Origin of the sequence: Erysipelothrix sp. HDW6C, from assembly GCF_011299615.1 — a bacterium.
Taxonomy (GTDB): Bacteria; Bacillota_I; Bacilli_A; order Erysipelotrichales; family Erysipelotrichaceae; genus Erysipelothrix.
Map to the genome: position 1 here is coordinate 1959494 of NZ_CP049861.1, position 12384 is coordinate 1971877.

9 protein-coding genes are annotated in these 12384 nt (G+C 38.8%); 1 reads left to right on the forward strand and 8 read right to left on the reverse strand.

The window, feature by feature from the left end; translation table 11 throughout:
• From G7062_RS09330 to G7062_RS09350, 5 genes are all read right to left on the reverse strand, one after another.
• Entirely contained in the window at window positions 1-942 is a 942-nt protein-coding gene (locus G7062_RS09330; RefSeq protein ID WP_166065654.1) for an ABC transporter ATP-binding protein, read from the reverse strand.
• Window positions 939-2414 carry an oligopeptide/dipeptide ABC transporter ATP-binding protein gene (locus G7062_RS09335; protein ID WP_166065655.1) on the reverse strand — a complete coding sequence of 492 codons (1476 nt, stop codon included), beginning with the start codon at window positions 2412-2414 and terminating at the stop codon, window positions 939-941. Before G7062_RS09335 ends, G7062_RS09330 begins: the two co-directional genes overlap by 4 nt.
• 12 nt (window positions 2415-2426) lie before the next feature.
• Complete coding sequence (locus G7062_RS09340; RefSeq protein ID WP_166065656.1) at window positions 2427-4286, reverse strand: ABC transporter permease subunit; 1860 nt, start codon at window positions 4284-4286, stop codon at window positions 2427-2429.
• A gap of 10 nt (window positions 4287-4296) precedes the next feature.
• Entirely contained in the window at window positions 4297-5271 is a 975-nt protein-coding gene (locus G7062_RS09345) for an ABC transporter permease (protein WP_166065657.1), read from the reverse strand.
• A gap of 81 nt (window positions 5272-5352) precedes the next feature.
• On the reverse strand, window positions 5353-7149 hold the full coding sequence (locus G7062_RS09350; protein WP_166065658.1) for an ABC transporter substrate-binding protein: 1797 nt from the start codon (window positions 7147-7149) through the stop codon (window positions 5353-5355).
• 251 nt (window positions 7150-7400) lie between these two features.
• Here G7062_RS09350 and G7062_RS09355 point away from each other — a divergent pair, with 251 nt between their 5' ends.
• Window positions 7401-9356, forward strand: coding sequence for a S9 family peptidase (locus G7062_RS09355; protein ID WP_166065659.1), 1956 nt, complete (start codon window positions 7401-7403; stop codon window positions 9354-9356).
• A 36-nt stretch (window positions 9357-9392) separates the two neighbouring features.
• On the opposite strand, the gene G7062_RS09360 is transcribed toward G7062_RS09355, so the two are convergent.
• The 3 genes from G7062_RS09360 to G7062_RS09370 all read right to left on the reverse strand — a co-directional run bounded on the left by G7062_RS09360 (window position 9393) and on the right by G7062_RS09370 (window position 12376).
• On the reverse strand, window positions 9393-9803 hold the full coding sequence (locus tag G7062_RS09360; protein WP_166065660.1) for a hypothetical protein: 411 nt from the start codon (window positions 9801-9803) through the stop codon (window positions 9393-9395).
• A 76-nt stretch (window positions 9804-9879) separates the two neighbouring features.
• Window positions 9880-10656, reverse strand: coding sequence for a helix-turn-helix domain-containing protein (locus tag G7062_RS09365; protein ID WP_166065661.1), 777 nt, complete (start codon window positions 10654-10656; stop codon window positions 9880-9882).
• A complete protein-coding gene (locus G7062_RS09370; protein ID WP_166065662.1) occupies window positions 10649-12376 on the reverse strand; it encodes a sensor histidine kinase in 1728 nt (575 codons plus the stop codon). The genes G7062_RS09365 and G7062_RS09370 overlap by 8 nt, the downstream gene beginning before the upstream one ends.
• Between the last annotated feature and the right edge of the window lie 8 nt (window positions 12377-12384).

Here is a 12384-nt window from a genome sequence, read left to right on the forward strand (position 1 = left end):
TTATTTCTTCAAGTTACAAGCAACAAAGTGGTTATCACCAACTTGATGCCAGTCTGTATCGGCAACCGCATTTACGCGGAAGTTCTCAAAGTCATAAACATCGTTCTCAGCTTCGTAGAAGTCTAAGGCGTCGTTTTTTACGTCTTTACGTGAGTTAATATCAGTCTTCAAGAATGCAGCTAACAAACGTTTCGTATATGGATGTTTTGCATCGTTGAATATTGTAAGAATTGGTGCAGCTTCAACAATTTTACCACCATACATAACAATAACATCATCGGCCATTTGGCTAATAACCCCAAGGTCATGGGTAATAAAGAGAATTGATGTATCAGAGTTTTGTTTCAGATCATTCATCAATTTTAAGATTTCTGCTTGAATAATTACGTCAAGTGCAGTTGTAGGCTCATCCGCAATCAAGAGTTTTGGATTACATGCTAAAGCCATCGCAATCATAACACGTTGACTCATCCCACCTGATAGTTGGAATGGGTAACTGTTTAAGACGTTTTTTGCATTGGTAATCTTAACCGCTTCAAGAAGTTGTAACGAACGATCATACGCTTCTTTCTTTGACATTCCACGGTGAAGGATTAAGACTTCACTGATTTGTCGTTTAACGGTAAGAACTGGGTTTAAACTTGTCATCGGTTCTTGGAAAATAACCGAAACTTCGTTCCCACGGTACTTGCGTAATTCATTTTCGGAAAGTTCCGAAATCACTTTACCATCAAGGATAATTTCACCCTCATAGATTTTTTGGTTTGGTTCAAAAAGTTTGAGAATGGACATTGCTGTCTGACTCTTTCCACTTCCTGACTCACCAACAATCCCAAGTGTGCGTCCTTTTTCAAGTTTAAAGCTAACGCCATTTACGGCTTTAACCAAACCACGTTTGGTATCAAAGTAAGTGTGTAAGTTTTTTACCTCTAATAGACTCATGCGCTTACCTCCTCATCTGATTTTAGAAGACGACATGCAACAAAGTGATCCGGAGATACTTCGAACCAGTCTTTATCTGCTTCACCTGTTTCTTTGTAGGTGAAGTCGAAACGACTGTCATGTGTTTCTTCAAGAATTTTTTGAATTTCTTCCTCTTCGGACTTCATGCGTGGAATCGCTGCAAGCAAGGCCTTTGTATAAGGATGTTGTGGATTTGAGAAGATTTCTTCTGCAGGTGCTAACTCTACTAAGTTACCAAAGTACATAACACCAATACGGTCACTAATATAACGGACGACACCAAGGTCATGCGTAATAAAGAGGTATGTTAAGTTATTCTCTTCTTTTAAATCTTGGAGTAAGTTAATGACTTGTGACTGGATTGAAACATCAAGTGCAGAAACAGCTTCATCACAAACGATGAATTTAGGGTTCAAGGCTAACGCACGTGCAATTCCGATACGTTGGCGTTGTCCACCCGAGAACTGGTGTGGATAACGATGAATGAATTTTGCATCCAATCCACATTTTTCCATGATGTCAATGATGTAGTCATTGTATTCTTTACTCTTGTTATTTGGGAAAATCTTATGAGCGATTAACCCCTCACCAATGATATTACCAACTGTTAAGCGGGGATCAAGTGATGAATACGGATCTTGGAAAATAATTTGTAAGTCTTTACGGAGTAAGCGAATTTCCTTCTTCGTAAGGGATGACAAATCAATACCATTGTCCAATTTTGATTCGAATTTATCGAAGTCGGTGTTGTTTACAAGGGTATCTTTAAGTTTTTGTACATCTTGCTTCGCTGCATCATTTGCGACACTTGCGGCTTCAAATTCTTTTTTCAATCCATCGACGGTCTTTGAAGCAACGCCTGTTGCTTTCGCACGTTGTTCTTCGGCATCAATTTTTAAGTGAAGGTTTGCGACTGCAGAACCTTTTTCATATTGTGCAACAAGTAATTTTGTAACTTCATCCAAGTTGCTGTGTGTTAACAGTCCACCCGCAAGACGGAAGATGTTTCCGTACTTTGTATCATAATCGATACGTGCTACACGAAGTGCTTCATTCGATGTTAAGAATGCATCACCGCTTGCAGTTTTTGCTGCAACCTTCAATGCATCAAGGTTTGCTTTATCTTTAGCATGGTCTGGGAACACTTTAGGAATTGATGTGTATACTTTTTTAACGTAATTTGGCATCATTCCTTCAATTGTTTCACCATAGTAGAGTGTATCGCCACCTGTTTGGTCATAAAGTTGGATTAGAGTACGTCCGAATGTAGATTTACCACATCCAGACTCTCCTACTAAACCTAATGTTTCCCCTTCAAGAATATCAATTGTGATGTTCTTGTTTGCTTTTACATATTCTTGAGTACGTTGGAATACGCTTGTTTTCTTAATTGGAAAATATTTTTGTAAATGTTCAACTTTTAGAATTACTTTATCTTTTGAAATTGTCATATTCTACGCCTCCTATTTCTGATTCGATCGTGGGTCCATAGCATCTCTCAATGCGTCCCCAATAAAGTTAACGGATAATGCTGTTGCAAGAACACAGACGGATGGAAGAATCCATTGCCACATGTAGTTCTCAAGAACATAAGTCTTTGCAGCACCAGTCAACATATTACCCCATGATGGGCTTGGAGGTGTAACACCAAAACCAAGATAGGATAGACCCGCTTCAGTTAGTAAACTTCCCGCGTATCCAAGTGTCATGCTAACGATGATGAAACTTACGACTGAAGGCAAGATATGCTTAAGCATGATTGCACCTTCTTTAAGTCCAAGAGCACGCGCTGCAAGCACGAAGTCTTTCTCACGTTCAGCCAAGATTTGTCCACGAACAAGGCGTGCAACTCCTGGCCAACTGATAACACCAAGAATAACCATGATCATTGTGATTCGGACTTCTTGTGATGTTTCGATTGGTAAGAATGCGGACAATGTGATTGCTAAAGGAATGAATGGGAATGCCGATACAACTTCTGCAAAACGCATCAATAAGTTATCGACCCATTTACCATAGTAACCCGCAATCAACCCGACAAACACACCAATAATTGTTGAAATAATCATCGCAACCGCACCAACAGTTAATGAGATACGACCACCTTGTAGCAAGCGTGTTAAGACATCACGTCCAAACGCATCCGATCCAAGACGGAATCCGTTATTACCCCATCCGGTGACTTGGTTGTCTGATGAGATCGCATAACTGCTGAAGAAGTCTCCATGAATTGATTCGATATTGCCATTTTTCACAGCCGTTGGAAGTTCAGTTAAACCAAATTTCCCACGTCCCCATGTTTGAACATTGTGAGCATCATCAAGAATTGATAATGAAGAACGTGTTGCTGAGATATCTACAATATTTCCTGTGTGTTCTGGAACATTTAGAGCACCGTATTGTGCAGAACCCCATGTATGAACGTTACCTTCCGAATCAAGTGCCATCGCTGTATTTGATGCAATTACGACATCAACAACTTTAACACTACCGTCGGTAAGATTTTCAGGAATTGCAGTAATTTCAGTTCCCTTTTGTCCAAAGACACGAAGTGAACCGTCTTTCATAATTGTAATAATATTGTATGAACCTGCAATGAGTTTCTCAGTTTCACCTTGTAACTCTTTTGGAATATTATTTAAGTTGTTTGGTAATGTACTACCCCAAACAATAATTCGGTCATTCTCAGTAAGAATTGCTGAAAAATCAATTCCAGTTGCCAATTGTTTGATTTTCTCTCCCTTAAGAAGATCTTTTGGACTGGGTTCTCCCATTGGATCACGGAAGTCAATTTCACTTTGATTAAAAGTATTTGAACCAGCTCCGATAAATTCATTATCTTCAGTAACAGCAATAACATGCTTGTCACCTGCTTCAATCATTTTAACCTTTTTTCCTTCTGTTAACGCAACGATACTTTTAACATCATATTTCTTTTCAGGATTTTGGCCCCAGAAATATACTTTCCCTTGGTCATCCAAAGCAACAGTGAATGATGTTCCACTTGAAATCGAAACAATATTCTTGCCTTGAATTTCTTTTGGTGGATTTACAAAACCCGTACCCGGTGCAAGGTTGTTAAGTGTCGGTTCGTTATCATACATATCATAATCCATAAGCGCAGTCGATCCAAAGACGATTGCAAAGATTAAAACAAAGACTGTTAAACCAAATACCCCTAATTTATTACTAAAAAAGTTTTGAACAATTTGTTTTGTAGGACTAATAACTACGTTGTCGTCAATCATTTCCTCAATATCATCATGACGCATTCCGCCTGGTGCAAACAAGCGAGTAAATAGTGATTTCTTTTTCTTCTTCATAAACTCGCTCCTAATCTAATTTAACACGAGGGTCAACCAACGCGTATCCAATATCCATAATAATGTTCGCAATTAATGAAAGCGATGCAAAGAACATATTAAGTGCTAGAACCATCATGAAATCTCGGTTTGTAACAGCTTCAACAAGAATCTTTCCAATTCCATCAATCGAGAAGATTGATTCGGTAATTGCCGCACCACTGAAAAGTCCGGCTAAACTACCTGCAACAATTGTAACTACGGGAATCAATGCATTTCGGAATGCATGTGAATAGATTACAACTTTGTTTGAGAGACCTTTCGCACGTGCTGTACGAATATAGTCACTGCTCAATACATCTATCATCGCGTTACGAACATAACGAATAATTGACGCAAATGAACCAATTGTAATGGCAAATATTGGTAATGCCATTGAATTTAACCAGTCTAATGCATACGCAAGGCCAACTTTCCCCTGACCTGCACCCGCACCTGATGAAGGGAACCATTTAAGTTTTCCTGCAAAGATGTAGATTAACATTAACCCAATTAAAACAACCGGCAACGACATTCCGACCAGCGAAATGACTTGCCAAATCTTATCGAACCATCCACCACGCTTAACAGCAGAGTAGATTCCGACAAAGATCGAAATTACAAATGAAATCACAAATGAAATTAAATTTAGAACAACTGTATTTTTCATTGGTTTCGCGATTACATCGATTACTGGTTTATTATATTTTGTTGAATAACCCAAGTCACCACTAACAGTACGTCCCACCCAACGTATGTATTGTTCTGGTAACGATTTATCCATACCAAACTGAGCTTCAATGCGTTTGTATGTTTCTTGGTATAGAACGGGGTCCTTGATATTCGGATTAATCATCCCTTTAATAGGGTCTCCTGGCATAATTTTGACTAGTGAAAACAGCAAAATTGAGATCATAATTATAACCGGAACAAGTGATGCCATTCTCCTAACTAGGTATTTAAACATATAAATTTCTCCTTTACTTCTACGTCGTAAGAAGTGCCGCAAGGCACTTCTTATCAAGTATTAATGCTTTAACTTCTTGTATTATTTAACGTCAATATAAACGATTTGTCTTGCCCAGTCAAGTTCAGGAGTAATGCTATCCAATCCTGTAACACGATCTAAAGCAATATCGAAGTATTGATTTGAATACAATGGCACTGAAGGAAGTAATTTATTCCAAACTTTAAAGTACTCAACAACAGCTTTCGAGAATCCTTCACGGTCTTCTGGAGCACGATTTCTTAGGTTCATGATTGCTGCATCCAATTCTGGATCTGCAATATCACCCCAGTTTAATCCTGATCCTACCCAATCTGAGTGATGTCCTGTGTAAGGGTCATAGATTGATGTAAATGATGTAGCAAGGTTAAATGCGTTGTAGTCGTTTTCGACACGGCCTTGCATGTAGTCACCAAGAGTTGAGAATTCACCTTGTTGAACGAAGTACTCAATACCAGCAGCTTTAGCATTTGGTACTAATTGTGAAACAACTAAGTCAGTAACAGCGTTCTTTTCAGAACCAAAGTGCTTGATAACAAGTTTTTCACCTTTGCTGTTGTAACGGAAGTAGTTTGTTGCTGCATCTGAATTTGCTTTTGCAGGATCAAATGCTGTAGTTCCGTCTGACTCAAATTTATAATCAGTTGTGTCAAGTAGTTCATTAGCTTTTGTTAGGTTGAATGTATATTGAATTAAATCGTTGTCTAATTCATCTTTGTTTTCTTTGTAGAACCATTGTGATAATCCGAATGGAGCATTAACAACAACACCGTATCCACCAACAACCTTGCTGACGAATTCGTTACGGTCTAGTAAGTATCCAATAGCTTGACGTACTTCAGTAATTTGTGTAGGTCCTTTGTTAGCTTTAAATTGGATCATACCGTATCCATTACGTGGGTATGAAATTAATTGGTAACCAGCTTCTTTTGAAGGTTCGATTACGCTTGATTCGATATTACCTGGTGATAAGTCAATTTCACCATTTCCTAATGCTTGAACTGTTACGTCACTTTCAACAAGTTTAATAACAACTTTACCGATTGAAGGTTTTTTGCCTTCGAAGTTTCCTGCATAGTTTTCGTTAGCAACTAATACAGCTTGGTTATTTTCGTATGTTTCAAGAACATAAGGTCCAGCTGATACTGTTGGTTTGAAACGTTCTTTTTCAGAAACATTCTTAACTGCAGCAGCGATTTCTTCTGCTGTGTTGTCAAAGCCATTTCCATCAGCGTTTAATTTTGCTTCAGGGAACCATACATGCATTGGTTCTGGTGAGACTGTTGCATATGATGTTTCGAAATAGTATGGTAAACGATCAGCAGCGATTGTTACTGAGAAATTTGAATCATCGATGTATTTTACACCTTCAAATTTATCTGCTTCGCCTTTTGAATATGCTTCGTATCCTACGAGGTCATATCCTGTGCTATCCATTTTAGCTTGCTCTAACCATCCAGCTTGACCGCGGAATAGAAGTGCGCCAACGTATGATTTAGCTGTAAGAGCTTCACCATCTGAGAATTTTAATCCCTCGTTGAGTGTAAATGTGTAAGTTTTGCTTCCGTCAGCGTTGTCTGTTGTTACCAATTGTTTAACAACACTTTCGTCAAGTTTCAACTCAGCGGTTGTTGGGTCAACATAGAATGTGTCATACCCACTCATTAATTTTACTGCCCATTGGTCGTATGCATTGGTTCCGAAACCATTTACAAAGTCACCATTAAGTGAAGCAGGTGCAGCAACTGTTAATACCTTGTCTGCTGATGGTCCGCTTTTTGAACCACAGCCTGTAAGGACTAATAGAGCCGCTAGTAATACTACTGCGAATCTTTTCATGAAAAATTCTCCTCCCTTGAAATAATACAGAGTGTTCTAACTGTATGTTGATATTATAAACTATACAGAAAGAATGTCAATGCTTCTTTCACATTTCTATCATATATTTCTGAAAATGTTTTCATAAATATGAAAACAACGTCATTTCAGTTGCTTTTAAGTTACATTGAACTTCCACACACCTTTATTCGTGCTATAATATTTTAGAATAAGAAAGGAATGCATAGTATCTTTTATGCATAGGTTACACCATGAATAAACTAGAATTAGACGATTTTACTGGCTATAATGCAGTTTCATCGTTAACTGCAAGCCCAAACAGAATCCGTTTCGCATTTGTTCGTTCCGAAATTAATGTGGATGAAAACAAATATAAGCATCATCTTTATATTAACGATATGGGTATTGTGAAGAGAGTCTATAGTTTTGAGAATTCAATGCAATTTTACTGGGAGACCGATGAAACACTTTTGATTAACACCTCTTCAAGTGAAAATCAGAAAAAGTCTGAAACAACATTTTCAAGACTTTTCATTGCGAACGGTGAGTTCGAAGTCGCATATACTTTCCCAATTCCTGTTGGGGGTCTCAAAGTCATTAACGCGGATACACTCATCATCTCCACAAACTTAAGTGTCGCTGATCACGTGTTATTCAATAAGGATGAACGCCAAGCTTATCTTGATCAAGCTGCAAAAGAGACTTTCTTTGAAGTCTTTGATGAAGTTCCCTTTTACTTCAATGGTGGTGGCTTCACAAAAGGGAAGCGTTCGCAATCCTTTGTGTATGCAATTTCAACTGAAACGTTTGAACCACTCGCTGCTCAAAATGAAGACATTTCGCTCGTCCATTATAATAAGGATACAAATCGTGCATATTTCGTGTTTCAAGCAATCGTTGGAACCCCGCAATTCTTCGATGATGTGAAGTGCTACGATTTTAATACACAGACGTTAACAACGCTGTACGAAAATACGTCAATGAGTATCTCAAAATTATTCGCACTTGAAGATACTGTTTATGTTTTTGCCAATGATATGGTGGATTATGGTATCAATCAAAACAGCGATGTCTACCGTCTTGTAGATGGTTCCTTAGAAAAGGTCTGTGATTTTGGTCTCAGTGCCAATAATTCGGTTGGTAGTGATGTTCGATACGGTGGCTATCCGACTGCAGATACTTTTAACGGTGTCCACTACTTCGTAGGGACTTATCGTAATCGCAGTATTCTCTACACGTTTAATGGTAGCGACATTAAAGAAGTCTTTAGCAAAGCAGGCAGTTTGGATGCATGGATCTATTGCAACGACGCATTCTATGGTATCGGACTCTTCGATAATGCCCTGCAAGAAGTTTACAAATTGAATATCGACTCTGGTGATGCTACACCAATCACAGCATTCAATACAAAGGTACTGGATGGTAAGTATATCGCGAAACCAAATCATCATGAATTTATTCGCGATGGCATCGCGATGGATGGATGGGTTCTCCTGCCAGAAGGGTATTCAGAAGACAACACTTACCCTGCAATTTTAGATATCCATGGTGGTCCTAAGACAATTTATAATGAATCTTTCTACCATGAGATGCAAGTATGGGCAAACCTTGGCTATATCGTTTTCTTTGCAAACCCACGTGGGAGCGATGTCTATGGGAATGATTTCATGGATATCCGTGGAAAATATGGAACCGTTGATTTTGAAGATTTGATGGCATTTACAGATATTGTTCTTGATCACTACGCAATTGACGCAAGTCGTGTGGGCGTAACAGGCGGTTCATACGGTGGATTTATGACCAATTGGATCGTTAGCCACACCGACCGTTTCCGAGCTGCTGCGACACAACGTAGTATCTCAAACTGGATTTCATTCTACGGAACTGCCGATATCGGCCTCTATTTCGCCAACGATCAAACCGGCGCAACACCTTATGATGGCATTGAGCGCATGTGGGAACAATCACCACTCAAGCATGCAAACAACATTAAGACACCGTTACTCTTTATCCACTCCGATGAAGATTATCGATGTCCAATAGAACAAGCAATGCAACTCTACAGTATCGTTCGCAATAACGGTGTTGAAACACGATTCCTTTGGGTTCGTGGGGAAAACCATGATTTATCACGAAGTGGTCGCCCCCAAGCACGTCTCAAGCGACTTCAAGAAATTACCAATTGGTTTGAAGCACATCTCAAATAATTACAAACAAGGCTATAGCACTCTGTGCTATAGCCTTTATGGTAGATAATCAAAATATGGAGCATTCTGTTTCTTGCCACGACGATAGCCAAGTACAATTTGAATACAACCAATTGCAAAGAATATAAGATGAAGTATTGCAATTGAGCGCAACATAATGCATTGTACAACAATCCATACTACTAGAATCCCTCCCATGGCGATATCACCGTAAGGGATAAGCATTGGATATTTATACCCAATCCAAGCAACAGCAAGGTTTCCGATTCCAAGAACAGCAACAAGAAAAAGCCCAGGAATCAAAAAGTCTTGGAATGGACTGTATTTGAGAAGTTCCAGGGGAACGCCCATATTTGAACCCGTAGGATCAATCACAACCGCCATACCCCCAGCAATCGCACCCACACCAACCAACACATGTAAGATTAAACTTCCTTTAGTTTTCATCGTTTATCCCCAATCACTTTATATGTGAATTATAAATCAACCAAAAAGAAAAAGCACTAATTTTTTAGTGCTCTTGTTAATGTTGTTCTTTGAAATGATTGGGTGACATACCAAAGTACTTCTTAAAGACAATGCTAAAGTAACGCTGATCCTTATATCCAACTGCATTTGCGACCTCATAAATTTTAACGCTTGGATCCATAAGGAGCTCACAGGCAATCTTCATCCGATATACTGTCAGATATTCATGAAAGCTATAATTAGTCTCATTGCGAAACAATCGACTGAGGTAGCTTTCAGATACCTGTAAATACTCTGCGACACTCCCTACCGTAAGATCTTGTGCATAATTAGTGCGAATGTAGTCAATGACACGTTGAATGTTATCATGCTTACTCCGATCACTTTTGGAAAGATAACGATTAACAGTACCAATCAAATCATCACGACTTACTTTGGATTCGTTTTTTAGAACCTTCATTCGCTCAACTTGCGTCTTTGCATTTTCGATTGCTTCTTTTAAAGACTCATCCGTGAATGGTTTGAGCAAATAATCAACTGCACCCAATTGCAACGCCCGCTTCGCAAAAGAAAACTCACTAAACGCAGATAATATAATGAAAACTATGTCCTGTTCCTCAGATAGTTGCTCAATCATCTCAAGTCCATCCATTATTGGCATTTTGATATCGGTAATAATAATGTCTGGGCGTAATCGCACTGCCAAATCATACCCATCTTTTCCATTGCTTGCTGCACCAATGATTTCAACATTCATTGCTTCCCAAGGCGTTGTCATAATAAGACCTTGACGCGCAAACAATTCATCTTCAACAATCAGCGCTCTAAACATTGGATATCTCCTTTATCTTATCGAGTGGTAATTCAATATAAACCACTGTACCGATTCCTTTCTTACTTTCCCATTTTAATCCATACGATTCACCAAAATGCAATTGAATTCTTTGGTGAACATTGAGTAAACCAATACTGTCCTTATTCCTGAGTTCAGCAAACTCAACATCACTTCCCAATCCATCATCAGCGATGGATATGTAAAGGAGTTCGTCATCCGACCAAACATTGATTTCGATTGTTCCATGACCTCCCAACGGTTCGATTCCATGAACAGTCGCATTTTCGACCAACGGTTGCATAATAAGTTTGGGAATTTGATAGTTCAACGTCGTTGGCTGAATTGCAGATACATATTGTAGGGTCTTGCCATAACGGAATTGTTGTAGATGAATGTAACTCTCAATAAATCGGAGTTCCTCTTCGACACTGACAAAGGCATTTGTATTCATACTCTCTTTTAAGAGTACACTCAATTCCGTAACCATCTCAGCAATACTATCGACGCCATTGAGCTTTGCCTGCCATTTAATTGAATCCAATGTATTGTTGAGAAAGTGAGGGTTTATTTGTGACATCAGTGCTTTGATTTCAGCAAAACGAAGGGATTCTTGTTTGCGCTTATCTTGTTCGTGATATTCCTCACTACGCGCAATCAAATCATCAAACTGATTGTTAAGTTCATAAATTTCATCGACACTTATGGCAACTTCAGGATGATTTTCTTGTGGTCGATACCCACGCATCTTCTCAACAAGTTCCAATAAGGGTTGTGTAAAGTGACGTGTTGTGAGATAACCGATCACCGCAACAATCAATGTTGTAATTGAAATCATAATTATGATGGTCGTAGACATATCTTGAACTTGGTCCTTCAGCATTTCATTGGGAACAAGACCATAGATTTTAATACCATGGTTTTGATTTGTACGATCGACCATTGTCATTTGATCCAAACTTGTTTTGATTTCTTGAGAGTCATCGATAACAAGCTGATCGTACTTAAACACATTATTGAGAAACCCAATCGGACTATGGAAGACCGAGTCATTATATATGATCATGTCAATATCAGACGTTATAATGAACTGAATGTACCCGAAAGATGTTCCTTTCACCGACATCAAGATATCTTGCAAGAATTCTGTCGATATATCGAGGATGAGATAAGCTTCTTTCTGTCCATGTTGTTGCAGACGGTAAACAATCGAGTAAGAATTAATGAAGCGTTCGTTTTCATTCTGCATGTTTGGATAAAATGTTGCACGGTCACTACTATCTGCGGCATGAAAAATCCCCCACCGACGGTAACGTGGCAACTCATACAATGATGGGAGTGCACTTGTCCCAATCGCCTGGCCAGCATCGGTAATGAGATACATATTTTGCATCGCTTCATTCCCACGCATGTACTGATACATTGTTTTCAAAATGGTCGATTGATCGTCTTGTGTAAGTGTGTCTTTTGAAAAGTCAATTTCTCCAATCAAAGTACGGCTGACACTCTCAATATCCACAATTTGTGTCGATATTGTCGTATCCAACAATTCATCTGCGGAACGAACTATTTCATTCAAACGATCATTGAGACTCGTTTGTGTTGTTGTCCTTAGAAAGTAGACAGAAAAAACACCCAATAACAAGAGCGGTATAATTGAAGTTAAGAGGATTAAAATCGTTAACTTTTCTTTTACACTACGATGTCTGGGTGTTTTCATACAATCTC

Coding starts and splice junctions, on each gene's coding strand:
- G7062_RS09345 (WP_166065657.1), bottom strand. CDS start 5,271: ATGTTTAAATACCTAGTTAGGAGAATGGCATCACTTGTTCCGGTTATA.
- G7062_RS09365 (WP_166065661.1), bottom strand. CDS start 10,656: ATGTTTAGAGCGCTGATTGTTGAAGATGAATTGTTTGCGCGTCAAGGT.
- G7062_RS09360 (WP_166065660.1), bottom strand. CDS start 9,803: ATGAAAACTAAAGGAAGTTTAATCTTACATGTGTTGGTTGGTGTGGGT.
- G7062_RS09355 (WP_166065659.1), top strand. CDS start 7,401: ATGAATAAACTAGAATTAGACGATTTTACTGGCTATAATGCAGTTTCA.
- G7062_RS09340 (WP_166065656.1), bottom strand. CDS start 4,286: ATGAAGAAGAAAAAGAAATCACTATTTACTCGCTTGTTTGCACCAGGC.
- G7062_RS09350 (WP_166065658.1), bottom strand. CDS start 7,149: ATGAAAAGATTCGCAGTAGTATTACTAGCGGCTCTATTAGTCCTTACA.
- G7062_RS09330 (WP_166065654.1), bottom strand. CDS start 942: ATGAGTCTATTAGAGGTAAAAAACTTACACACTTACTTTGATACCAAA.
- G7062_RS09370 (WP_166065662.1), bottom strand. CDS start 12,376: ATGAAAACACCCAGACATCGTAGTGTAAAAGAAAAGTTAACGATTTTA.
- G7062_RS09335 (WP_166065655.1), bottom strand. CDS start 2,414: ATGACAATTTCAAAAGATAAAGTAATTCTAAAAGTTGAACATTTACAA.